Below are 24,304 nucleotides of genomic sequence, written 5' to 3' on the forward strand. Positions count from 1 at the left end.
CAGATCTAACTAACTGACTTAAAATATATGGAGGCTGTATGATCCTTATCCCTGCAATTGATATCCAAGCAGGTCGTTGTGTGCGATTACGCCAAGGACAATTTGATCAAGTAACACAATTCGATACACTACCTATAGACCGTGCCACCTACTTCGCCCAATTGGGCGCGAAACGTTTGCATGTCGTTGATTTGGATGGTGCACAAACAGGAACGATGCAACACCTGCCTTTAATCAGTGCCATGCAAAACACAGGAATCCCGGTGCAAGCCGGTGGCGGGATTCGTTCTTTAGAGCAAGCAACATTATGTTTTTCAGCAGGAATATCAAATCTAGTCTTAGGCAGCGTTGCCATTACTAATCCTGAATTGACTGCACAAATTATTAAAGAGATAAATCCACAACACATTATCCTGGCTTTAGATATTCGAATGCAAAAAAAGATACCTATACCGGCTATTCATGGTTGGCAAACAACATCAAATAGTAATTTATGGGATGTCGTTTCTAATTATCTACAACTCAATGTGAAACAAATACTTTGTACTGATATTGCTTGTGATGGAATGATGCAAGGACCAAATTTTGAGTTATATAAAGAGGCTGTGGAACGTTTTCCACAAATTGAATGGCAAGCCTCAGGAGGTATCCGTAATGCAGATGATATTAATCGATTGGATGCATTAGGAGTTAACGCAGCGATTCTGGGATTAAGCCTCTATCAAGGCACTCTGGACCTGAGCGCAATGTTATCGTAAAAAGTTTTTGTGCCTGGGTTCAGCGTCCTCAAACCCTGGTTTTTAGTTAAATAGAAAAATTATGAACGCGAGTACAATATGTTAACCAAACGAATTATTCCATGTCTTGACGTACGCGATAATCAAGTCGTCAAAGGAGTTAAATTTCGCTACCATCGTGTTGTTGGAAATATCCTTGAACTTGCAGCTAAGTATTCTGCATCGGGCGCGGATGAGCTTGTATTCTATGACATTACTGCAAGTTCAGAGCAACGCTTGGTTTGCCCGGATTGGGTAAATCAAGTGGCAGGAACAATCAATATTCCTTTCACCGTAGCGGGTGGAATTCGTTCTCTTAATCAGGCAAAATCGGTATTAAATTCTGGTGCCGACAAAATATCCATTAATAGCCCAGCGTTAGAAAACCCTGACTTAATCAGTGAGTTAAGCCGTAATTTTGGAAGCCAATGCGTTGTAATAGGAATCGATAGCCAATGGATAGATAATGATTATTATGTCTATCAATATACTGGAGATGAGCAAAAAACGCTTAATTCGAGACGCAAAACAAAAGAATGGATCAAGGAGGTACAAGATCGAGGTGCAGGAGAAATTGTACTCAACTGCATGCAATCAGATGGGGTACGCGAAGGTTACGACTTACATCAGTTAAAATTGATGCGACCTCTATGTCAGGTACCATTAATTGCCTCAGGAGGCGCTGGAGCAATTAATCATTTTACTGAAGTGTTCCTGGAATCTCGAGTAGATGGAGCTTTAGCTGCCAGTATTTTTCATGACAAAATTTTGACGATACACGAAATAAAATTAGCACTTAAAAAACAAAAGATTGAGGTACGACTATGATTCATATGGAAATTAATTCTTTAGATTGGAAAAAAATGAATGGCTTATTACCAGCCATCATCCAAAATGCTGAAAATGGTAATGTCCTAATGTTAGGTTATATGAACCAGGAGGCTTTGATCGCTACCCTCACTACCGGCCAATTAAATCTGTATAGCCGCAGCCGAAAACGATTGTGGCGTAAGGGGGAAACCTCAGGTAACAGCATGTCGGTACAACACATCAGTGTTGATTGCGACAATGATAGCCTTTTAATTCAGGTTTTGCCTAAAGGTCCTGCATGTCATTTAGGGTACACAAGTTGCTTTCAACTCGCACATGACACCAATCTTGGATTTATCCATGAGTTAATTGAGCTGATTAATGAGCGGGCGGATGCAAAAAATGAAAACAGCTATACAGCAAAATTATTAGATTCTGGACTCTCTAGGTGTGCTCAAAAGGTAGGGGAAGAAGCCGTAGAAACAGTGATTGCGGCTGTAAATAACGACCGCGAAGAATTAGTTAATGAAAGTGCCGACTTAATTTTTCACTTATTGGTTTTATTAAAGGCATGTGAACTGAGTTTTTATGATGTGTTGCAATGCTTACGCGATAGAGACCGATCGATTCATACCTAAATTCCTTCTCCCCAACGGGGAGAAGGTGCCCGCTAGGGCGGATGAGGGGATTCACGCTACGCCGCACATCCCTACATCCCTACCCCTCCCATATTGCTGGGAGAGGCGATTTTATTTTTACATCAATTACACAACAGCCAACAAAACTGCAGTAAGATAATTTCCTTCAGGAAAAGATGCTAATGTAGGATGACAACCTGCTGGACCATAAACACCTAAAATTCGCGCTTGTTTCCCTACAGCTCCAGCTTGAGCACTTACCAAAGAGCAAAACTCCTGAGATGAAAGTGCTGAAGAACAATTACACGTCATTAATAAGGACCCCGTTTTCATGTACTTAAACACTTCACGATGTAAAAATCGATAATAGTTTTTAGCTCGCTCAACATGCTGCTTGGATGGAACCAATTTAGGAGGGTCAAGAACAACTGCATCATAGTCCCCTGCTTTTGTTAAATACTCTCGTGCATCCGCTTCAATCCATTCGATCTGGGACACTCCATTTAATACTGCATTCTTTTTAGCTTGAGCTATTGCTTGAGCAGAACTGTCCACTGCTGTAACCTTTAAAGCCCCTGCTTTAGCAGCATGTAAGGCAAAACCACCACTATAACAGTAGAGATCCAATACATTCTTTCCTTTAGATAGTTGAGCAATACGTTGATGGTTTTCTCGTTGATCAAGAAATAACCCGGTTTTTTGTGCTTGAGCGAACTCAACTTCATAAATAACTCCAGCTTCAAGAACTTGAGTATTATATTGTTTCTCTTGTACAGTAATTTGCTTCCAGCCATCTTGCCCCAAGGGTTTACTTTGAGGCAACCATATAATTTGATCTGCGGGAAACAAATTCTGTAATGCTTCAATAATAATTTCTCGATTGAGCTCAACCCAATAAGCGGAACTGGCAACAACACAAGTTTGATTAAATCGATCGATCGTTAAGCCAGAAAGACCATCTGCTTCGCTATTAAATAAACGATAGGCCGTAGTTTCTTCATTCGGTAGATTTAAACACTCCCTTACTTGCTTCGCTTGGTTTAAGCGATGGCTAATCAAAGTGCGCAAATTACTAATATCAATGGATTCGTTGGTAAGCGCCAAAACCCTGACTCTGTAGAGAGAATGCTCATTATAGACACCTACACCAATAAGTTTCTCATCTGAATTATAAATATCAATCAAATGGCCTGTAACTAATTTCCCATGAGTCCGCGCAATCGCCTTGGGGAATATCCATGGATGACCGCGTAATACAGTATTTTGTTTTGCTGCAAGCAAAATAACTTTTGCATTCATTTTTCTATTTCCCAAAGAACAAAAATCGGCTAATCTACACAAAGAACGCTACACCTGCAATAGTTCGTAAAATTTATAAAACCTAAGAAAGTCGTTCCCACTCCAATTAACTGGTGGAAAAATAAAAATTAGGGACAGTATAGCAAATATGAAAAAACTCTTTATCTCCCTTTTTGCTATTAATTTAGCAATGCATTCTGGTAATTGATATGGAAAATACAAACAAGTTCTCTTATGGTCTCACCCTTGGGGCATTAGGCGTTGTATTTGGTGATATAGGGACCAGTCCATTATATGCCTTAAAAGTAACTCTAAATAATATTGCTATTTCCCAATCACACATTTTAGGCGTGCTATCCCTTATTTTTTGGTGTTTGATACTTGTTATTTCATTCAAATACTTGATTTTGATTCTACGGGCAGATAATGATGGCGAGGGAGGAATTCTCGCCCTTTTGGCACTAATGAAGTATAAAAGTACAAAATATACACCTTTGTTTTACATCGTCGCAATTTTTGGAGCTGGTTTGCTTTTAGGTGATGGAATGCTAACACCAGCCATATCGGTAATAAGTGCTGTAGAAGGCCTTAGCACCCTTTCAGATACTTTTACTCCCTTTATTCTTCCTATCGCTATAATTATTTTGATTCTTCTTTTCACATTACAAGCAAGGGGAACGGGAAGTATTGGAAATCTGTTCGGACCAATTATTCTTGTCTGGTTCATAACTATCGCAATTCTAGGTATCATACAAATTGCTAAAGCCCCTATTGTGCTTACTGCAATTAATCCTTACTATGCCTTTGATTTGATACGTGATACAGGATTAAAAGGATATTTATTATTAGGCGGCATCTTCCTCGTTGTCACCGGAGGTGAAGCGCTTTATGCAGATATAGGACATTTTGGAAAAAATCCGATTCGAGCAGGTTGGTTTGCCGTTGTTCTTCCCTGTTTAATATTAAATTATTTTGGCCAAGGGGCTAACTTACTTTTAAATCCCCATGCCATTAGCAACCCTTTTTACATGATTGCACCGGAATGGTTTTATATCCCCTTGATTATTCTCGCTACCATTGCAACAATAATCGCTTCACAAGCTGTGATTTCAGCTACCTTTTCTTTGACAAAACAAGCGGTTTTGCTCAGTTTATGCCCTCGTATACCTATAGTACAAACGTCCAGGGAGTTTTCAGGGCAGATTTATGTGCCACAAATTAACTTTATTTTGTTTATTGGGACCTTAACTTTTTGTTTTGCTTTCCAAACATCAGATCGGCTTGCTCATGCATACGGCATTGCTGTGAATGCAGACATGCTTCTAATTGATGCGATGGTTGCTTATGCCGCATTATCAATTTGGAAATGGTCAAAATATAAGGTTATCCCTATATTTGGATTATTTCTTATTATAGATTTTGCATTTCTCGGTTCAAATTTACATAAATTTTTGACAGGTGGTTGGGTCCCTGTCACATTCGCGCTGATAATAGCAACCATTATGTATACCTGGAAATTTGGCTTAGAATACTTGCGTGAAAACTATTACATGAATAAGGATGATATTTCCAAGATTCTCAGGCAATTAGAGTATAAAAGCTTGAATCAACTTACTGATTTGACTGCAGTATTTATCACTGATGTTTATGATAGAAGCGGAGGAAGCTTTCTTCATTTTCTTAAGTTAAGCCGCGCCGTTCCCGAACGCGTACTTATTGTAAATTATGTAGTAGAAAACATCCCATATATACATTACAGTCAACGCTATGAAATTACCTGCTTGCACGAGAAAGTATTCAATCTTACTTTGCATTATGGATTTATGGAAACCATTTCGATACCCAGAGCTTTAGAACGTGCTTCGAACAAAAACCTTTTTCCCTTTAAGTTAAATGTTGACCGCGCTACTTATATGGTAGAAATTCCAAATATTACTGCATCAAAATCAAAAAAATCATTAACATTTTATTGGCAAGAAAAGTTGTTTGCTTTTCTAATACGCAATTATTCGGCTAATTTAAATATCGACTTTTATAAACTACCGTATAATAGGACGATGGCAATCGGTACCTATTTTATTATGTAATCTCAGGAGTTCTTTATGTGGTTTAACAATGCACTGATCTATCAATATGAGCTGGATGAAGCTAGCGATTTAACAGCCTCCCTAGCTGAAAATATTCTAAAACCTTGCCCGCCCCACGCCCGTTTTATTTATGGCTGGCTTCCTGCTTTTGCAGACGAAATGGTTCAGGAAGTTGCCGGAAGTTCACTGATTTGTATGGGGAAGGAGGAACGTTTACTGCCACGTGGGGTGATCAACAAAATGCTTGCTGAAAGAGTGCATGCGCTTGAAACCCAACAAGGCCGCACCGTTAAACGTGCAGAAAAGGCACAAATGGCCGAAGATATTGAGTTTGAATTATTGCCCAAATCGTTTTGCGTCCAAAAAAAAATGCTTGCCATCCTGGATAGTGCGAGCAACAGAATAATAGTTAATGCTTCCAGTGCTAATCAAGCATTACAGCTTACCTCTCTTTTACGTAAGTCAGTGGCAGGGATTACAATTGAACCACTAACTCATACAGAAAATCTGGCTTTACGATTCGCAGAATGGATTCATTCGCCAAGTACACTTCCTAATCATTTTCAATTAGCATCTGATTGCCTACTTTTTTCTCTTGATGATGAAAAAAAACGTGTGCATTGTAAAGGTTATGAGCTTCCAGCTGAGGAAATTATAACTTTATTATCACAAGGCATGGCAACTGCAGAAATTTCTTTAATCTGGAAGGAACGAATTCAATTTACCTTAACCCATGATTTTACATTCAAAAAGCTTAAAAGCCTCGATTACCTTCTTGATGATTTTAACGAAATTAAGCAACTTGATGAAGAATATCAACAACGTGATGCAGCACTTACTTTATTATCAGGTGAGTTACGTGAGTTGACTAATGATCTTTTAGCCGCACTCGCAGCGAAATCAAAAGAACCCGAGTTAGCAGAGATTCTATAAATTTAAAATAAAAGAGAGCCTAAAGCGGCTCTCTTTTTATTGCCCATTTTACTTACCATTGAACTTTGTAAAAAGACGGACTATCCATAAAAATTTCTCTCATCTTCATTTGCTATTCCATAGCCGTAATATAAAGAAACTCCCTTTCACACACCATAATAATTAAATATACAAGATGCTTTTATTTCATCATCAATAAATCAGGTGATTTTTTCCATTTTGTCTGTATGATAAGTTGCCTTATAAACAGTTAAGGCTTCTTCAGCAGCCTTATTAAAACCTAATGCCATATTTGCATCATGCATAACGACTAATGCTTGTTTTACACTTGGAGCCTGTGGGTAATTTTTAACGACATAACTTGCTCTATTAATTGCTGCAACATACATCTGACGCTTAAAGTAGAACGTTGCCACATTCGCCTCATGTTGTGCAAACATATTGCGTAAATAAATCATGCGTTGTAATGCATTAGCCTTATATTTACTATCTGGAAACTTTTGAATCAACGTACCAAAATCGGAATATGCTTGAGTTTGCGTTCCGGGATCTCTCCAGGACTCATCTAAAGGTAAGAATTTTGCAAAAACTCCTCGGCTTTGTTGGAAGTTAGCCATCCCACGCATGTAATAAGCATAATCTACATTTTTGGCTCGTGGATAAAGATGGATAAATCGCTCCGCCGTCGCAGCAGCAGAAGGATAATCTTCATTTTTATAATATGCATAGATTAATTCCTTCTGCGAACTTTCAGTGTAATCGCTAAAGGGATACATTGTTTCAATTGCTTCAAGATGCTTTATTGCTGTTGCATATTCTTTTTTTCGTAAGTCCTTCTGGGCCACTGTATAAAGCTGCTCAGCCGTCATTCCTTTGTAAGGATTATTATCTTCATCATCTTTACCCCACCATGTCTTACATGCAGATAAAGAGACAATAAGACCGATAAGGAACAACATTTGAATTTGTTTCATAAACTACACCTATCTAAATATATATCTGTTGCATCCACAACAACAGCCACAAAAATTTGAAACATTATACCTAGGACGATTGAATTTGCGAACATTCTTATGTTTTTTTTAAAAATTGAGAGAAATAAAAACAGCATCAACAAAAAATATTCAGCGATCACTTAAAATATAAAAAAATGTTTGCAAAACCAAGATCATTAGAGTAGTATCCTCGCTTGGAGAGATGGCAGAGCGGTCGAATGCGGCGGTCTTGAAAACCGTTGAAGGGCAACCTTCCCAGGGTTCGAATCCCTGTCTCTCCGCCAAATTTTAAATTCCTCTACTACTGATACCCAATTCATAAATCAAAACAAAGTGCTGGTTTTGGTATTGAATTTAATTTCAAAATATAAGTTCCCATAATAAAAATATGTTCAATATTATATAAGTCGTTGATATAGTAGAACCTTCTATCATCAGTGGAGAACCATATGTTAAGGAATAGCGCAAAGCGTTTTGGTAGTATGACAAAACTGTTGCATTGGTTAATTTTTATTTTAATTGCTGCCCAATATTATTTAGTCTGGTCCATTAGTGATAACTCACCGCTAGCCTCTCTTTATATCATGTTACATAAGTCTATAGGGATGACCATCTTAATATTGGGAATCCTGTTTTTCATTTGGCATATGATAAATGTGAAGCCTCTTCCACCAGAAACTCAACCCCGATGGCAATACATTACTTCTAAAGCGGTCCATCATACTCTTTTCATCCTTATCATCCTCATGCCTATTATTGGTTACCTGTTATCATGTGCTAATGGAAAGCCTATTAACTTTTTTGGTTGGTTTACCATACCCTGCCTTATCTCAGCGAATGATCATCTTGGTGGGATTATGTTTTCAACACATGAAATGCTTGCTTTTATTATTTTATTTTTAGTGGGAATTCATGTTCTGGCGGCTTTATACCATCATTTCATATGCAAAGATTTTGTATTGAAGCGCATGCTTCCATTTACATCTAAAGACTAGTTTTAGACAACCACGGGATTGTAAAACTGAGGATTTGATCAGGTAAAGACGAAAACTTTACCCGATCAACTATCCACTTAGAAATACTGAGGAGGAGCTGAAGGCTCTAAATCATAATATGAAGGTGGGGGTGTTTGTTGCGAATAAAAGGTTTGAGTATTGATATAGGTTAGTTGGGAGATTCTGCAATCAAAACACAAATCGCCTACTTCAACAATCTTCAACTCACCTTTACGCAAATGCCTTAACTTTGTAAGTAATTCATTGACTTCACTTCCATTTTCGTCAAAATAACGCTTGAAAAAAGAAGGTATTGGCTTCTCATTACCTAACGATTTCGCCATTTCTGCCCGCAGTGCAACCATAGCACATTTTACTGCAATAGGATCAATACCCTTTTTTTGTAAAGACTCTTCTTCTGCAGCAGTTAATTGAAATCGTAGGGGATCTTCTGGATCCATAGACTCTTTATTCGCTGATGCATTTATGGAGTCATACATCATACTCATTGCCCAACATCCGATACCAGCACCTATGATAGTAAGCAATACCGCTCCAAGAATTACTACGCCAACAGGATTAAATCCTGCCGCTACAGCAAGAGCGATGAGTGGTGCTGCTGCGAAATTAAGCGTTAAAAGAGTTGAACCAGCACCAAATGCGAGAGAAGTGGCTAACATTAATGCGCCTTTCAACCATCCTTCGCCATAACAAAATCGCTCAATACTGTTTGCAAACTCATCGAGCATGTAGGCTAAAGCAATAAATGCCAAGACAGCTGCAGCCGCTGCTATAACGATAATAACTAATGCGGCGATTAACTTACTTAAATCATCTTTTGATGATGAATCATGCTTATGATGGTTAGAAGGAAAGCAACAACTTGTATCATGATGAAAATGAGAATGACGATGAGAATCGAGTATTGAGCTCAAAATCAACCAATCAATGAGCCTTGAATCGTGGCAATTATAATTGTTATACTCATTTATCACATATTTTACCTCAGGGTTAAATTGAGGTATTTGAGGATTAAATTTGTGTTGTTTTTGGGAAACCTGTTCTCTAAAGAGAGGTAAAGCATAAAATATTTTATTAAAAGCCTTATAGGCTTTATCTTTTTCTTCTCGGTCTAGAAGAAATAGAGAGCTTGTACTCAACGGCGACTCTATAGAAAATTGCACCGCCAGAAACATCTCATTGTACATCTCATAAATATTTAGATAACGACCAACACAATTTTTATAATGACTTAGTATATGAGCATATAGTTGTTTCAATTTAAGATCGGTAAACTTCGTACTTAAATCAGACATAGAGACTCCTTTTATTGGGTTACATCGCCAAACTTTGCTACTCAGCCTACTTAAAGAGAACCTCTAAAGTAAGATACTACTTAGCACGTTTGTCTATAGATCTTAATGCTTCACAATTTGTGCGCGACTAATTAAACTCTTTTCATACAAGTCATAATCCATCATGCCATAGCTTGCTTCAATTTGTTGAATTAAGCTATCTTGCTGCTCCCTGTCTAATGTACTCAATTTCCCATCATGAATCTGCTTTAATCTCACTACTACATAATCACCATTTTGCATAACAAGACCATTGCGACTTTCTGGTCGCAATAAATTGAATGCCGTATCATTAATATCAGTATCAACCTTATCATTATCACGAGTTGACATAACTTCTGATTTCCATGATAAATTATTTGAGCTGATCAGTTCTTGCTGCTGTTTATCTTCAACTGGACTTAATAAATTCATTCCAATTTCTTTGGCTTTAGCTTCAGCACCTTTCTTAACTAATATTTTATTAATTTGATCACGAACAGATTCCAAAGGCTGTTGTGATTCATCCCAATGATGATTAACCCTTACAACTACAACCGAGTCATTATCAATTTGTATTGGTTCACTATTATTACTTAAGTCGAGAACATCATGACTGAATGCGGCATTTATTACCTGTTTATTTTTTGTAATAGTATCGGCACCACCCTCTCTTGAAAAAGGCTGAGTTGTTTCGATTTTCAAATCTAATGCCTCTGCTACTGGTTGAAGAGAATCTGGAGTTTGATAGCTTAAATCTGATAATTGCTCCAAAGCTTGGGTATATTTGTTTTGAGCTGCTTCAGCGATAAGTTGTTCTTTAATCGATTGATCTACTTCAGAAAAGGATTTTGTTGAAACAGGTTTATAAGCAATTACTTTAAAAATTTCATAACCATGTTTTGTTCTTTCAGGAGACGAAATCTGTCCCGGCTTGGTTAAATTAGATAAAATTCGATTATAATCATTCTGTCCAGCAGAGATCCAGGGAAGTACACCCTTATCTGCAATGGAAAGTTTGTCATCCGAAAGCGTTGAAACAAAATGTTCAAATTGCTCTGGATTTTTTTGCAATAGTTGATAAGTATCATTCGCTTTTTTCTGAATTTTTTCCAAATCAGCTTGGCTGGCATCATTTGGAACAGCAAATAAAATATGGGCCACTTGCCAACTAGCAGGTATTAAATAGCTATTTTGGTTTTCTTCATAATAACGTTTTGCATCATCATCTGAAATTTTAATTTTGCTCTTGATATCATGCATCGATAATGAAACATAATCCAGGCTGACTTTTTCTGGGGTCATGAATTCTTTTTTGTGTTTTTTATAATAACTAGATATTTCTTCTGGAGAAACCTGGATATCCTTTTCAAAAAGTGCCACTGGAACGGTTAGATAATCATAGTCTCTGCTTTGCATGTATAGACTTACAAACCGATCAATTTCATCAGGTAAAGCAAAAGAGCTTCCCATAAAAGCAAATCGTTGCTGGTTTAACAACATCCCCTGTTTTACTTCGTTTTGAAAACTTGATTGAGTAAATAAAGCAGCATTTAACGCTTGCTGATATTTTTGAGCTGAGAAATGACCGTCTTCCTGGAACTGCGGGATACCTAAAATTGCTGCATTTGCCTGATTCGAGCTGACATCAAATCCATTTTTGCGAGCAGCTTGCACCATAACTTCATTAGTAATCATTTGATTTAAAACTTGATTCTGCAGCTTTTTCTCATCAGCAGCAGTCATCTGTTCAATATCTTGCATGGAGCGAGCACGTCTGTAATTGGTCTCAAATGTTTGCATTGTTAAAGGCTGGCCATTGACGACAACCTTTGAATTTGTCGTTTGACGTGATTGTAGATAATAATCCACACCAAAAAGTGTAAACGTAATACCGATTAAAATAACTACTAACCAAGCTACAACACCCTGTATACGTTCATTTAACTTTTGTAACATGTCCCGAGATCCATATATTAATTAAGGCTTTATATAATTCAGCGCGGGTCGATTATACCCCAGACTGAAAAAAATCAAAACAAAAACAACAGTACACTTATTTTGCAAAATTCCTCTTTCCTGAATCAGCCATAGAATTATGGTGAAGTGGGTATGGTATTTCTTTTTATAACTTCACCCAATCTTTCTCTAAATATAAAGAATCTGAAATAAAGGAAATAATTTTGAAAAAACAAACATTCCAGATAAAAAAAACGCGCCTTTCGGCGCGTTAATCTGGCGGAGTGGACGGGGCTCGAACCCGCGACCCCCGGCGTGACAGGCCGGTATTCTGACCAACTGAACTACCACTCCATTTCTTGGTGGGTGCTGTAGGGATCGAACCTACGACCCTCGCCTTGTAAGGGCGATGCTCTCCCAGCTGAGCTAAGCACCCAGAAACCTTATGCTTCTTGAACTGCCTCTTTCAAGTTTTTACCCGCTTTAAACTTGGCTACTCGTGACGCTTTAATTTGAATAACTTTGCCAGTCTGTGGGTTTCTACCTGTACGTGCTGAACGATTGCCTGTTGAAAAAGAACCGAAACCAGGTATTACTACTTGATCACCACTTCTTAAAGCATCAGTAATAGTACTAGTAAAAGTCTCGAGAACTCTGCTTGCGTCAGCTTTTGTCAAACCCGAACCACTTGCTATAGCATCAACTAATTCGCTCTTATTCATTGCTTCCCCTATACAGTTAATCTTCCATACTTCTAAGTTAATTTATTTGAACTCACCAAATTAACCGGTCAAGTAGTTACTTCCTTGCAATGCCCGCTAGTGGCGGGCTACGAAACGAAATATACATCTAATTAATGGGTATGTAAATCATTATTTTTAATTTTTTTTGATTTTTTACCTACTAAAGCCTCAGGCTGTACATTTTTTGGCTTTTCTACCCAAGGAGTGCGTTGTAAAGCCAGCTCTAACACCTGTTCTATGGTCTTAACAGGATGAATTGATAGCTTACGTAAAACATTATCTGGAATCTCTTCCAGGTCTTTTACATTTTCCTCAGGAATAATGACATGTTTAATTCCGCCTCGATGAGCAGCCAATAACTTCTCTTTAAGACCTCCAATTGGCAATACCTGCCCTCTCAGCGTTATTTCTCCCGTCATTGCTACATCCGCTTTAACAGGAATCTGTGTTACTACAGAAACTAACACCGTACACATACCTATACCCGCACTAGGACCATCTTTGGGTGTAGCACCTTCAGGGACATGGACATGGAAGTCATTCTTATCATAAAAATCATCAGCTAAGCCAAATTTTTTAGCTCGACTCCGTACAACAGTCATCGCTGCATGGATGGATTCCTGCATGACCTCACCTAATTGACCGGTATGCGTCACTTTTCCTTTGCCAGGCATCATTGAAGCTTCTATCGTTAGCAACTCACCTCCGACACTCGTCCATGCCAAACCTGTAACCTGTCCAACTTGATCAAACTCTTCGGCTAAACCATATCTGAATTTTTTCACACCTAAATATTTTTCAATATTACTGGTGGTTACAGTCATTTTTTTAACTTTTTTATTAGATAAAATTTCTTTCACGACCTTTCTACAAACACTAGCAATATCTCGTTCTAAATTACGAACGCCTGCCTCACGTGTATAGTGACGAATAACCTCGCGAATCGCTCCTTCACTAATATGTATTTCCTGGTTACTTAAACCATTCAAGGCGACTTGTTTCGGAACAAGATATTTTTCGGCAATACTTACTTTTTCATCTTCTGTGTATCCTGCAAGTCGAATCACTTCCATTCTATCTAATAATGGAGCAGGAATTTCAAGCGAGTTTGCTGTTGCAATGAACATGACGTCGCTTAAATCATAATCTACTTCGAGATAATGATCGTTAAACGTATGGTTTTGCTCTGGATCTAATACCTCAAGCAAAGCTGCAGCTGGATCACCACGGAAATCCATCGCCATCTTATCCACCTCATCCAACATAATGAGTGGATTCTTTACTCCAGCCTTACACAATTTCTGAATAATTTTTCCTGGCATTGATCCAATATAAGTTCTTCGATGACCACGAATCTCTGCTTCATCTCTAACACCACCCAAAGCGATGCGAATAAACGTACGACCTGTAGCATTCGCAATAGATTGTCCTAATGACGTTTTACCTACTCCTGGAGGTCCAACAAGACAAAGTATAGGACCTTTTAAACGTTTCACACGTTGCTGAACAGCCAAGTATTCAATGATGCGTTCTTTAACTAGCTCTAGGCCATAATGTTCTTTATCTAATAATTTTTCTGCCTTAGGCAAATCAAATTGAATTTTAGTTCTCTTCTTCCAGGGTACTGAAAGCATCCAATCAAGATAATTGCGGATAACAGTCGCTTCAGCAGACATTGGCGACATCATTTTCAACTTATGAAGTTCTGCTAGCGATTTTTCTTTTGCTTCCTTGGGCATACCGGCTTTATTAATAGAATTTTCTAATTGTTCAATTTCATTCCCTTCTTCGCCCAATTCACCTAATTCTTTTTGAATCGCTTTCATTTGTTCATTGAGATAATATTCTCGCTGACTTTTCTCCATTTGTCGCTTAACCCGCCCTCTCACGCGCTTTTCGACGTGCAGCAAGTCAATTTCGTTTTCTATAGCCGACATTAAACGCTCAAGACGAGTACCAACATCCATTGTTTCCAATAATTCTTGTTTATCGTCAACTTTCAAGGTTAAATGAGCAGCAATGGTGTCTGCTAACCGTCCAGGTTCTTCTATACCAGCAAGAGGAGATAAAACCTCAGGTGGAATTTTTTTGTTTAGTTTAATGTATTGCTCAAATTGCGACATCAAGGAGCGCATTAAAATACCAATATCCGGTTCCTGAACTGCGGCATTTTTATCCTCCAGCAATTCAAGATCAGCTTCTAGATATCCTTTAGTCTGATTATATTCTTTCGCTTTGGCACGTTTCTCACCTTCAACCAATACTTTCACTGTTCCATCAGGTAGTTTTAACAACTGAAGAACACTGGATAATGTGCCTACATGAAAAATATCTTCAGCGCCAGGATCATCATTTGATGATTTTTTCTGTGCTACTAAAAAGATTTGCTTACTATCAACCATAGCCGCTTCCAGGGCTTTAATTGATTTTCCTCGACCAACAAATAGAGGAATAACCATATGAGGGTAGACCACTACGTCTCTTAATGGTAATACAGGTATGCTAGACAGTTTTTCTGTCTCATTCGAAGTCTCTTTAATTTCAGTGGACATAATGAACCCTTATTCAATCGGAAAACTTTAATATTTATTTGACAGCTAATTATAATTTAAAAGGAAGGGAGAGTTATTGCAAGAAATCAAAGCGTTATAATTAAGAAAGTTCTTTAAAGAACTTCTCTCCCCTATTAAGTATAGGAGAGAGATAGAGGAAAATCCTACTCTTGGCCACCTGCCGCACTCTTCATCCCATCTTGTTCATAAATAAGGATGGGTTTAGATGAGCTAGTCACCGCACTTTCATCAACCACAACCTTAATTACTCCTTCAAGAGAAGGTAATTCATACATGGTGTCTAAAAGAATATTTTCAAGTATGGCACGTAAACCTCGTGCACCCATTTTTCTTTCCAGGGCTTTTTTAGCAATAGCGTTCAATGCTTCTTCTCTAAATTCAAGTTCCACTTCTTCCATTTTGAATAAAGACTGGAATTGCTTAGTTAAAGCATTCTTAGGATTAGTTAAAATATCAATAAGAGCTGACTCATCCAACTCCTGTAACGTGGCAACTACAGGCAATCGGCCAACGAACTCTGGTATCAATCCATATTTAATCAAATCATCAGATTCCAATTGGTTCAATACCTTTGATAGTTCATCTTTGTTTTCCTTTTTGTTTTTTAGCTGAGCAGAAAATCCAATACCTGACTTATCACTACGTTCTCGTATCACCTTTTCCAATCCAGCAAACGCACCACCGCAAATAAATAAAATATTAGAAGTATCTACTTGTAAGAATTCTTGTTGTGGGTGCTTACGGCCACCTTGTGGTGGGACTGAAGCAATTGTGCCTTCAATCAATTTTAAAAGTGCTTGCTGAACTCCCTCACCAGAAACATCACGGGTAATTGAAGGATTATCCGATTTGCGTGATATCTTATCAATTTCATCAATGTACACGATACCATGTTGTGCTTTATCTACATCATAATCACACTTTTGTAGAAGCTTCTGGATAATATTCTCTACGTCTTCGCCTACATAACCTGCTTCAGTAAGTGTAGTTGCATCAGCCATTGCAAACGGAACATTCAAAATACGAGCTAATGTTTGCGCTAAAAGTGTTTTTCCACTGCCAGTTGGACCGATAAGTAAAATATTACTTTTGCCAAGTTCAACCCCGTCTTCACTTTTATGTTGTAATCGCTTGTAATGATTATATACAGCTACGGATAAGACTTTTTTTGCATGTGATTGCCCAATAACGTACTCATCTAAGAAGTTTGAAATTTCTTTAGGTGATGGCAAGCGTACTTCTGCTTCTTCATGAGATTCATGTGTTTCTTCACGAATAATATCGTTGCATAATTCAACACATTCATCACATACAAACACAGAAGGACCAGCAATCAATTTTTTTACTTCATGTTGGCTCTTTCCACAAAAAGAACAATACAAAACTTTATCGCCACTTCCGTTACCGGATTTACTCATAACCAAACCCCTTCTTACAACGATTATCGGAAAAATAGATAATATATGTAAAATATTAGTCAATCAGAAAAAGATATGCCACTGTTATTCACTGTAACTATTTTTTAAAAACAAAACGAAATACGAAGAAGTAATAATGAATCAATCTAAAAGGACCCCTAATCGCATTCCTAGCCTGGGTGCAGCGAAGCGGAACCCGCTAAATCTGAACCCTAACCCAGGTTCCGCTTCGCTACATCCGGGCCATGACACATTATAGTTCAGTATTTAAATTTAATGTAAATAATTACTCTGCTTTAGTTACTGACTCACGATCATAAAGTACTTGATCTACCAAACCATATTCAACAGCTTGTGTCGCACTCATAAAATTATCACGCTCTGTATCACGCATAATTTGGTCAGGAGTCTTTTTAGTGTGCTTTGCCATAATGGTATTTAATCGTTCTCTTACAGCTAAAGTTTCACGAGCGTGAATTTCAATGTCAGTTGCCTGGCCTCGATAACCACCTAAAGGTTGATGAATCATTACTCGTGAGTTTGGTAAACAGAATCTCTTACCATCAGCGCCAGCACAAAGTAACAAGGCAGCAGCACTTGCTGCTTGCCCTATACACAAAGTACTTACATCAGGTTTAATAAACTGGATAGTATCGTAAATTGCTAAACCAGCAGTTACTACCCCTCCAGGTGAATTAATGTAGAGAGAAATATCTTTTTCAGGATTTTCAGACTCAAGAAACAACAATTGAGCAACCACTAAATTAGCCATATGATCTTCAACTTCACCCAATAGAAAGATAATACGTTCTTTCAATAATCTTGAGTAAATATCATATGAACGCTCACCACGTGAAGTTTGTTCAATAACCATTGGGACTAATCCACTGGCATTGCGAATTATGTTATCTGAATAGCCCGACATATAATTACTCTCCTTTTTTCTCAGTCGCTTCAGTTGCTTCGGTTTCTGGTTTAGGATTCATCACTGAATCATAATCCTTATTCTTATATTTAACTTTTGCATCCTCAGCAATTTTATCTGCAACCATCTCTTCCATAACAAGTGCTTCGATCTCAGCCATATGCTCTTTACTGCTTTGATACCAAGCACGTAACTCATCAGGATTTTCATAAGCACTGGCAAAGCGTTCAATCACTGCATTAACTTTATCTTTATCGGCTACGATTTGGTGTTTCTTAACATATTCTGAAAAGAGTAAACCAAGATGAACTCGACGTTTTGCTTGCTCGACAAACAGTTCACGAGGAAAATCAGGAATCTGTTCATTATCATGATGCTCATGTCCAAAAAGACGATGATACATATCATGTTTCAAATGTTCGATTTCTTTGTCAATTAAAGCCTTTGGTAATTCAATAGTATTAACTTCCATTAATTTATCAAACAATTTTTCCCTATTCATCATACTAACACGACGCTCTAATTCACGAGCCATATTTTCTTTAATATCTTTTTTCAGTGCATCTATGCCGCCTTCTTTGATATTAAATTTCTCTGCGAATTCATCATTGAGCTCAGGAAGTTTTCCTTCCATTACATTATGAATAGTAATTTTGAATACAGCCTCTTTACCAGCTAATTCTTTATGACCATAGTCTTCGGGGAACGTTACTTTGATATCAAATGGTTTTTCTTTCTTATTACCTACAATTCCATCTTCAAAGCCAGGAATCATTGAACCAGAACCAATAACTAATTCGTGGCCTTTGGCACTGCCACCATCAAAAAGTTTATCATCGAGAAAACCTTCGAAATCAATAAGCACTTTATCGCCTTTCTTGACAGCCCGAGATACATCATGCCATTCTTTATTTTGCTCACGAAGCTTTTCCAACATGCTTTCAACATCTTTATCGGTTACTTCAGAACGCGCTAATTCAACTACGGCTTGATTTAATTCAATGATCTCAAATACAGGCATTACTTCAAATATCGCAGAATATTTGAAGTCTTTACCTTTCTCAAGCTGCTCAGGCTCAACAGATGGATAGCCAGCTGGAACCAATTCATTTTTTTGTAATGCTTCAAATAGTGTGGATTGCACCATATCACGAGCGACTTCTTCACGAACACTGTGAGAATAACGACTGACTACAAAATGCATAGGTACTTTGCCAGGACGAAAGCCATCAACTTTAACTTTACGAGCAAGATTCTTGAGACGTAAGCTCACTTCTTCCTCAACTTTCTCCGCAGGTACAGAAACTGTTACCTTACGCTCCAAACCTTCTAGGGTCTCAACAGAAACTTGCATTAACTTCACCTCATTGGAATTTATAATGATAATGGTGCGAAAGGAGAGACTCGAACTCTCACGGGTCGCCCCGCTGGAACCTAAATCCAGTGCGTCTACCAATTCCGCCACTTTCGCAAATCAGGTTGGATTATCAATCAGTAATTCGGTCTTGTAAAGACTCAGATAAAATCTTTAGCGATAAACCATTTGTTTCTTTCTCAAATGGGGTGAACGATGGGACTCGAACCCACGACAACCGGGATCACAACCCGGGGCTCTACCAACTGAGCTACGCTCACCATATAAAATTTTTTTACCAGAAATTCTTATATGATAAATAAAATCTGGGCTGGCACGCCCGGCAGGATTCGAACCTGCTACCCTCGGCTTAGAAGGCCGATGCTCTATCCAGATGAGCTACGGGCGCAAATTTGGTCGGGGTGGAGGGATTCGAACCCCCGACATCCTGCTCCCAAAGCAGGCGCGCTACCAGACTGCGCTACACCCCGTATAACCCGTCCCAAGGACAGAGCGCAGATATTACTAGGTGCTTTCACAAAGGTCAATATCTTAAATCATTTATTTTTAATTAATTTTACTTTTTGACAATACACATTTATTTTGTTTGCACATCTAGATTATTTTTCAGCCATGTAGGCCGGCATGAATACAACCACTTAAGTTTACCCTACTCGTATCTTCATCACTTTTCAGCTAGCATTGATAATTATAATTAATCTTCCAATGTACTTATGAAATTTAAACTTCTTCCTATCTTCGACAATATAAACTATCTCCATAAAAATCATGAACACGTCGTATTGCCTGATCGGCGTTTCCAAAATGATTTTAATTACGCGTTGAATTTTTTAAAAAGCTACACTGGCAGCCAAGGAACATTTAATAGTTATCGCAGGGAAACCGAACGTTTGTTGCAATGGTCCTGGTTAATTAAAAACGCGACCTTAAATGAATTGAAACGTGACGATATAGAGCAATACATTCATTTTTGCCAAAACCCAGTCAAATCGTGGATAAGCTTAAAAAAGGTTCCTCGTTTTATTGAAAAAGACGGGCATCGCATTCCAAATGAAGAGTGGAGACCCTTCGTAGTGACACTAAGTAAATCCGCAATTAAAAATGGCCATAAACCTGAAATTGAGCAATTCAATTTATCTCAAGGCGCTATTCAGGAAATATTTGCTATTTTAAGTACATTATTTAATTTCTTAATTGCCGAGGAATACCTAGTTTCTAATCCTGTTGCCCTTATTCGCCAAAAAAGCAAATTTATTCGTAAGAGACAACATAATGCTCCCATACGCCGTCTTAGTTTGGTGCAATGGAGTGCCGTTTTGGACGCAGCTGAATCTCTCGCTGAAGAATCACCTATGAAACATGAACGTACTCGTTTCATGCTCAGCATGTTATTTGGTATGTATCTTCGTATCTCTGAACTAGCAGCAAGTGAGCGCTGGATCCCCAGCATGAATGATTTCTCAAAAGACAGCAACGGCCACTGGTGGTTTACAACTGTGGGCAAAGGAAATAAAGAACGACAAATCGCAGTGAGTGATGCGATGTTAGATAGCTTAATGCGATGGCGTTGTTTTCTGGGACTACCCCCTCTTCCTTCTCCAGCGGATAATAGCCCGCTTATTCCTAAAATTCGCGGCAATGGCCCCATGAGTGATACAGCACCGATACGTCGAATTATTCAACGCTGCTTTGACTTAGCTGGTGAGCAACTTCGAATAAAAGGTCATATAGAAGATGCAGACAATTTGACTGCTGCCACTGTCCACTGGCTCAGGCATACGGGAATTTCAGAAGATGTTAAAATTCGCCCGCGCGAGCATGTACGTGATGATGCCGGTCACAGCTCCAGTGCAACAACAGATCGCTATATTGACATTGAAAAACAAGCACGTCATCAATCCGCCAGGAAAAAAACTATAGAGCCCGAACCAAGTTAAATGGATTTATGTTAGAATTGAGTTAATATCGTAGTCTGGGCACCCATGCTACGTTTTTTTAATTTTTCTGCAACCAACTCTATTTATGGCTAAAGATTTATCATGCTTACTCTTCGTCAAATTACTCTAAGTCGCGGCAATAAAGTTTTACTGGACAAAGTCAATGTCACTTTATATGAAAAACAAAAAATAGGCCTTATTGGTCATAATGGGTGTGGAAAATCCACATTATTTGACTTTTTATTAGGAAAATTGACTCCCGATACAGGTGAGTTTTTAATTAATCCCCAACTTAGTATCAGCCATTTATCTCAGCAATTACCCGACAGCGATGAAAAAGCATTAGATTTTGTCTTAGGTGGCGATGATGGTTATATGAAATTGATCCAACGTTTACGAGAGGCAGAAATAACAGGTAACGATGCGGAAGTATTAGCTTGTCATGAAGAATTAAGCCATAGTGGTGGCTACAGTAAACCCGCTCAAGCCGCAACGATTATGTCTGGGCTTGGTTTTAGTGGTACGCAGCAACAGGCAGCAGTAAATAGCTTCTCTGGAGGCTGGCGAATGCGTTTAAGCCTTGCACGTTGCTTAATGAAACCGGCTGATTTGCTTTTACTGGATGAACCTACAAACCATCTAGATATGGAAGCAATTTTTTGGCTAGAGCGTTTTTTAAAACAAAGCCCCAGTACCATTATTCTTATTTCCCATGACCGAGAATTTCTTGATGCCTTTGTTACTCATATTTTACATATTGAAAAACAAAGTCTATCGCTTTATAGCGACAATTACAGCTGTTTTGAAAAAACACATGCACAACAACTGGCATTACAACAAGCCATGTATGAGAAACAACAAACTAAAATCAATCATATGATGTCATTTGTAAATCGCTTTAGAGCAAAAGCAACTAAGGCAAAACAAGCTCAAGGCCGTCTTAAAGCTATAGAAAGAATGGAAATTATCGCAGCAGCCCAAGTAGATTCTCCTTTTTCTTTCGAATTCTTTCCATGTCCTCGCGCAGGAAATCCATTGATACAATGCAATATGGTTGACGCAGGATATCAATCGGAAAAAGCGATATTAAAGAGAATCAATCTTTCACTCAATCCAGGTGACAGAATCGCTTTACTTGGCCCAAATGGCGAAGGAAAATCTACATTAATCAAGACGTTAACCGGTTCTTTAACTCCTTTGAATGGCACAATTCATCGTTCAGCTCATTTAAAGATTGGCTATTATGCACAACACCAACTAGAACAGCTTGATTGTAATTTAAGTCCAATAGAAACAATCCAAGCTCTATCACCAGAAGCACGGGAGCAGAGCATTCGTGATTTTTTAGGCGGCTTCAATTTTATTGGTGATATGGCTGTTCAACCTATCACTCATTTTTCCGGCGGTGAAAAAGCACGCTTGGCTTTAGCCAAACTTGTTTGGCTCAAACCCAATCTACTTCTGCTTGATGAGCCGACAAACCATTTGGATCTTGGGATGCGCTCTGCAATCGAGCTTGCATTGCAAAGCTATGAAGGTGCAATAATTTTGATTTCCCATGATCGTCATATGCTCAAAACCAGTGTTGATAATTTCTATCTTGTCTATCAACAAAAAGTTCAACCTTTTGAAGGTGACTTAGACGATTATTATTCTTGGCTGCAAACTAAAGATTCAATTAAGGAAAATACAATAACTGCTTCTACAAATGATTATAAAGAAAAGAAAACCCTACAAAATCGTCTGAAAAAATTGGAGCAATTGATTGAACAATATCAGAGTGAAATTACCAAGTTGGATAACCAACTTGGTAATGCCAGTCTTTATGAAGACAATACACAACAAAATACACTCAATCAATTGTTACAAAAACGTACCACTGCTCACTCTTCATTAAATCAGGCTGAAGAAGAATGGCTAGAAATTAGTAGTAGCCTGGATGATTTAGTGTAGCGTTAGAAGCAGTTAGTAGTATCAAGGAATTAGTTTAGAGCATTCTGAATAATACGTCATCCCGAACGTCAGTGAGTGATCTCGAATGTGTGGTTTGCTCATTTACAAAATGGGAGGGCTAACGTTGTTGCTTATGAGGCTCAATAAATCTGTTTTTCATATATTTGTTCTATTTCGAGGTCACTCCCTGCTTAAAGTCTACTATTCACAGGAATCAGACTTTTTAAATGCTATTTGCTGAGTAAGCCCCCTCTCCTAATACACTTTGTCTGATTTTATTAACTCTAAAGATCATTGCTTTTTATGAAAACTCATTTTAAATAAATTCAACCTAATGATTGTTTCTGAACACTATATTCAATTAAGAGTCATTATGCGTTATTATTAGCGCATATTGATTATAGATAAACCAATCAAAGAGAGTTGTATGAACAAAATCTTAAATTTAAAACAATCTTCACAAACTTTGATAGGTGATTGTTATGGCTATAGCTTATTTTGGGCTAAAGGAAAATTAGTGCTCCCTAAAGATGCTGAGAAAAGCAAAAGGGAAATTCCACTAACTTTGGATATTGATAATGCTCAATGGTCCCAATTTATACCAAATAAAAAAAGTGCATGGACCATTGATATTTATATGGATTGGAGAAAAGAACAAATACAAAAAGATATACAGGAAATGCTTATTCAAGATAATGATACGGTTATCTTGAAATATTTTGGTCTTATTGGGGGGCATGCACTTGCAATTAAAAAAATTGCTGATGATCGCTATCAATATTTCGATTGTAATGATGGTATTTACGAATTTAGTACTGATGAATTTTCGAAAATTATCAATAAAATTACTAGTGGGCTTTACGGCAAAACATTTTACGCATTCGGAATGGAAAAAATTTCAACTTCGGTTGATTTTGATCCGAACATTATAAAAAATATTTTTGCAGCTACCGTACTTATTTGTGCAAAAATTCTTACCTCTCCAATCGGAATAGGCAGATTGGCTTTTACATTATTTGAAATCATCTCTGAGCAATGTAATCAACTAATCAAAAACTTGTCAGATTTTCTTTTAATTAATCCTATTAACGATAGTCAAAATACTCTTTGTCAATAGATTTCGAAAGCACCGTCAACTTAATTACTCTGTAAACGTTCAAAAACAATAAACAGGTAATTTTTTATAATGAATTAAATTATCACAGTAATTTACTTGTACTAAATAAATGAAGACAGCGTACACAAGCTAAGTTAAAAGTGTTTCGATATCCAAAATTCTTTGTAATAAAACACGGATCTGAGTCTACCTTTCTTTAGTAAGATAGGATAAGACGTGCAAATCACGCTAACTGATGGTAATTCTGTATAGAATTTACTTGTTAAGAACAGGATGGCTAATTTAACAGTCAATATAATTTAAGAATGAACCAAAATAAGTGAATTCTTATTAACTGATCGCATAATTAGTCATTGATTATAACAACTTTTAAAGTTGTCGTGACCTTCAATAATCAAATCAATTAGACCACATCAAAGTTTGATGAGTGTACCGAT

At 37.7% G+C, this 24,304-nt stretch carries 18 protein-coding genes and 7 tRNA genes; 10 read left to right on the forward strand and 15 right to left on the reverse strand.

The window, feature by feature from the left end:
• The first annotated feature begins 38 nt into the window (after positions 1-38).
• The 3 genes from hisA (at position 39) to hisIE (ending at position 2,224) form a co-directional block, all read left to right on the forward strand.
• Positions 39-758, forward strand: coding sequence for a 1-(5-phosphoribosyl)-5-[(5-phosphoribosylamino)methylideneamino]imidazole-4-carboxamide isomerase (hisA, locus tag ELY20_RS11315; protein ID WP_110142683.1), 720 nt, complete (start codon positions 39-41; stop codon positions 756-758).
• Between the two features lie 78 nt (positions 759-836).
• Positions 837-1,604 (forward strand): imidazole glycerol phosphate synthase subunit HisF, encoded by a 768-nt coding sequence (gene hisF, locus ELY20_RS11320; RefSeq protein WP_110142682.1) that lies wholly within the window; start codon positions 837-839, stop codon positions 1,602-1,604.
• Complete coding sequence (hisIE, locus tag ELY20_RS11325; protein WP_110142681.1) at positions 1,601-2,224, forward strand: bifunctional phosphoribosyl-AMP cyclohydrolase/phosphoribosyl-ATP diphosphatase HisIE; 624 nt, start codon at positions 1,601-1,603, stop codon at positions 2,222-2,224. The genes hisF and hisIE overlap by 4 nt, the downstream gene beginning before the upstream one ends.
• Positions 2,225-2,350: 126 nt before the next feature.
• On the opposite strand, the gene ELY20_RS11330 is transcribed toward hisIE, so the two are convergent.
• Positions 2,351-3,523: a class I SAM-dependent rRNA methyltransferase gene (locus tag ELY20_RS11330; protein WP_110142680.1), complete on the reverse strand. Its 1,173-nt coding sequence runs from the start codon at positions 3,521-3,523 to the stop codon at positions 2,351-2,353.
• A gap of 209 nt (positions 3,524-3,732) precedes the next feature.
• On the opposite strand from ELY20_RS11330, the gene ELY20_RS11335 reads away from it, so the two are divergent.
• Positions 3,733-5,610, forward strand: coding sequence for a potassium transporter Kup (locus ELY20_RS11335; RefSeq protein ID WP_110142679.1), 1,878 nt, complete (start codon positions 3,733-3,735; stop codon positions 5,608-5,610).
• Between the two features lie 15 nt (positions 5,611-5,625).
• Positions 5,626-6,543 (forward strand): recombination-associated protein RdgC, encoded by a 918-nt coding sequence (locus ELY20_RS11340; RefSeq protein ID WP_110142678.1) that lies wholly within the window; start codon positions 5,626-5,628, stop codon positions 6,541-6,543.
• A 200-nt stretch (positions 6,544-6,743) separates the two neighbouring features.
• Here the strand turns inward: ELY20_RS11340 and ELY20_RS11345 are convergent, their stop codons facing one another.
• Positions 6,744-7,517, reverse strand: coding sequence for an outer membrane protein assembly factor BamD (locus ELY20_RS11345; RefSeq protein ID WP_110142677.1), 774 nt, complete (start codon positions 7,515-7,517; stop codon positions 6,744-6,746).
• A 217-nt stretch (positions 7,518-7,734) separates the two neighbouring features.
• Here ELY20_RS11345 and ELY20_RS11350 point away from each other — a divergent pair.
• Positions 7,735-7,822 (forward strand) — tRNA-Ser (locus ELY20_RS11350).
• Between the two features lie 165 nt (positions 7,823-7,987).
• Positions 7,988-8,533 (forward strand): cytochrome b, encoded by a 546-nt coding sequence (locus ELY20_RS11355; RefSeq protein ID WP_110142676.1) that lies wholly within the window; start codon positions 7,988-7,990, stop codon positions 8,531-8,533.
• 77 nt (positions 8,534-8,610) lie between these two features.
• On the opposite strand, the gene ELY20_RS11360 is transcribed toward ELY20_RS11355, so the two are convergent.
• The 13 genes from ELY20_RS11360 to ELY20_RS11420 form a co-directional block, all read right to left on the reverse strand.
• Positions 8,611-9,849, reverse strand: a complete 1,239-nt coding sequence (locus ELY20_RS11360; RefSeq protein ID WP_110142675.1) for a hypothetical protein — start codon at positions 9,847-9,849, stop codon at positions 8,611-8,613.
• A gap of 102 nt (positions 9,850-9,951) precedes the next feature.
• Complete coding sequence (locus ELY20_RS11365; RefSeq protein WP_110142674.1) at positions 9,952-11,826, reverse strand: SurA N-terminal domain-containing protein; 1,875 nt, start codon at positions 11,824-11,826, stop codon at positions 9,952-9,954.
• Positions 11,827-12,103: 277 nt separating this feature from the next.
• Positions 12,104-12,180 (reverse strand) — tRNA-Asp (locus ELY20_RS11370).
• A 6-nt stretch (positions 12,181-12,186) separates the two neighbouring features.
• A tRNA-Val gene (locus ELY20_RS11375) sits at positions 12,187-12,262 on the reverse strand.
• Between the two features lie 7 nt (positions 12,263-12,269).
• The gene (locus ELY20_RS11380; RefSeq protein WP_003631985.1) at positions 12,270-12,548 is read right to left on the reverse strand and encodes an HU family DNA-binding protein; all 279 of its coding nucleotides are present in this window, start codon (positions 12,546-12,548) and stop codon (positions 12,270-12,272) included.
• A 131-nt stretch (positions 12,549-12,679) separates the two neighbouring features.
• Positions 12,680-15,121, reverse strand: coding sequence for an endopeptidase La (gene lon / locus ELY20_RS11385; protein ID WP_110142673.1), 2,442 nt, complete (start codon positions 15,119-15,121; stop codon positions 12,680-12,682).
• A 164-nt stretch (positions 15,122-15,285) separates the two neighbouring features.
• Positions 15,286-16,560, reverse strand: a complete 1,275-nt coding sequence (gene clpX, locus ELY20_RS11390; protein ID WP_110142672.1) for an ATP-dependent Clp protease ATP-binding subunit ClpX — start codon at positions 16,558-16,560, stop codon at positions 15,286-15,288.
• A gap of 286 nt (positions 16,561-16,846) precedes the next feature.
• Positions 16,847-17,485: an ATP-dependent Clp endopeptidase proteolytic subunit ClpP gene (clpP, locus tag ELY20_RS11395; protein ID WP_110142671.1), complete on the reverse strand. Its 639-nt coding sequence runs from the start codon at positions 17,483-17,485 to the stop codon at positions 16,847-16,849.
• Positions 17,486-17,489: 4 nt separating this feature from the next.
• Positions 17,490-18,839, reverse strand: coding sequence for a trigger factor (gene tig / locus ELY20_RS11400; RefSeq protein ID WP_110142670.1), 1,350 nt, complete (start codon positions 18,837-18,839; stop codon positions 17,490-17,492).
• A gap of 32 nt (positions 18,840-18,871) precedes the next feature.
• Positions 18,872-18,956 (reverse strand) — tRNA-Leu (locus ELY20_RS11405).
• A gap of 88 nt (positions 18,957-19,044) precedes the next feature.
• A tRNA-His gene (locus ELY20_RS11410) sits at positions 19,045-19,120 on the reverse strand.
• Positions 19,121-19,171: 51 nt separating this feature from the next.
• Positions 19,172-19,248: transfer RNA gene (locus ELY20_RS11415), tRNA-Arg, on the reverse strand.
• 5 nt (positions 19,249-19,253) lie between these two features.
• Positions 19,254-19,330: transfer RNA gene (locus ELY20_RS11420), tRNA-Pro, on the reverse strand.
• A gap of 243 nt (positions 19,331-19,573) precedes the next feature.
• On the opposite strand from ELY20_RS11420, the gene ELY20_RS11425 reads away from it, so the two are divergent.
• The 3 genes from ELY20_RS11425 (at position 19,574) to ELY20_RS11435 (ending at position 23,867) form a co-directional block, all read left to right on the forward strand.
• Positions 19,574-20,797, forward strand: coding sequence for a tyrosine-type recombinase/integrase (locus ELY20_RS11425; protein ID WP_110142669.1), 1,224 nt, complete (start codon positions 19,574-19,576; stop codon positions 20,795-20,797).
• Positions 20,798-20,899: 102 nt separating this feature from the next.
• Complete coding sequence (locus tag ELY20_RS11430) at positions 20,900-22,750, forward strand: ABC-F family ATP-binding cassette domain-containing protein (protein WP_110142668.1); 1,851 nt, start codon at positions 20,900-20,902, stop codon at positions 22,748-22,750.
• Between the two features lie 427 nt (positions 22,751-23,177).
• The gene (locus tag ELY20_RS11435) at positions 23,178-23,867 is read left to right on the forward strand and encodes a hypothetical protein (protein ID WP_110142667.1); all 690 of its coding nucleotides are present in this window, start codon (positions 23,178-23,180) and stop codon (positions 23,865-23,867) included.
• Positions 23,868-24,304 lie beyond the last annotated feature (437 nt).

The sequence above is a fragment of the Legionella qingyii genome (genome assembly GCF_003990155.1).
Classification (GTDB): Bacteria; Pseudomonadota; Gammaproteobacteria; order Legionellales; family Legionellaceae; genus Legionella; species Legionella qingyii.

Bases quoted from the DNA above. Each gene is read 5' to 3' on its own strand.
- lon (WP_110142673.1), bottom strand. From the start codon at position 15,121: ATGTCCACTGAAATTAAAGAGACTTCGAATGAGACAGAAAAACTGTCT.
- ELY20_RS11330 (WP_110142680.1), bottom strand. From the start codon at position 3,523: ATGAATGCAAAAGTTATTTTGCTTGCAGCAAAACAAAATACTGTATTA.
- ELY20_RS11380 (WP_003631985.1), bottom strand. From the start codon at position 12,548: ATGAATAAGAGCGAATTAGTTGATGCTATAGCAAGTGGTTCGGGTTTG.
- hisA (WP_110142683.1), top strand. From the start codon at position 39: ATGATCCTTATCCCTGCAATTGATATCCAAGCAGGTCGTTGTGTGCGA.
- ELY20_RS11425 (WP_110142669.1), top strand. From the start codon at position 19,574: ATGAAATTTAAACTTCTTCCTATCTTCGACAATATAAACTATCTCCAT.
- ELY20_RS11430 (WP_110142668.1), top strand. From the start codon at position 20,900: ATGCTTACTCTTCGTCAAATTACTCTAAGTCGCGGCAATAAAGTTTTA.
- ELY20_RS11355 (WP_110142676.1), top strand. From the start codon at position 7,988: ATGTTAAGGAATAGCGCAAAGCGTTTTGGTAGTATGACAAAACTGTTG.
- ELY20_RS11365 (WP_110142674.1), bottom strand. From the start codon at position 11,826: ATGTTACAAAAGTTAAATGAACGTATACAGGGTGTTGTAGCTTGGTTA.
- hisF (WP_110142682.1), top strand. From the start codon at position 837: ATGTTAACCAAACGAATTATTCCATGTCTTGACGTACGCGATAATCAA.
- ELY20_RS11345 (WP_110142677.1), bottom strand. From the start codon at position 7,517: ATGAAACAAATTCAAATGTTGTTCCTTATCGGTCTTATTGTCTCTTTA.
- tig (WP_110142670.1), bottom strand. From the start codon at position 18,839: ATGCAAGTTTCTGTTGAGACCCTAGAAGGTTTGGAGCGTAAGGTAACA.
- clpX (WP_110142672.1), bottom strand. From the start codon at position 16,560: ATGAGTAAATCCGGTAACGGAAGTGGCGATAAAGTTTTGTATTGTTCT.
- ELY20_RS11340 (WP_110142678.1), top strand. From the start codon at position 5,626: ATGTGGTTTAACAATGCACTGATCTATCAATATGAGCTGGATGAAGCT.
- clpP (WP_110142671.1), bottom strand. From the start codon at position 17,485: ATGTCGGGCTATTCAGATAACATAATTCGCAATGCCAGTGGATTAGTC.
- hisIE (WP_110142681.1), top strand. From the start codon at position 1,601: ATGATTCATATGGAAATTAATTCTTTAGATTGGAAAAAAATGAATGGC.
- ELY20_RS11435 (WP_110142667.1), top strand. From the start codon at position 23,178: ATGAACAAAATCTTAAATTTAAAACAATCTTCACAAACTTTGATAGGT.
- ELY20_RS11360 (WP_110142675.1), bottom strand. From the start codon at position 9,849: ATGTCTGATTTAAGTACGAAGTTTACCGATCTTAAATTGAAACAACTA.
- ELY20_RS11335 (WP_110142679.1), top strand. From the start codon at position 3,733: ATGGAAAATACAAACAAGTTCTCTTATGGTCTCACCCTTGGGGCATTA.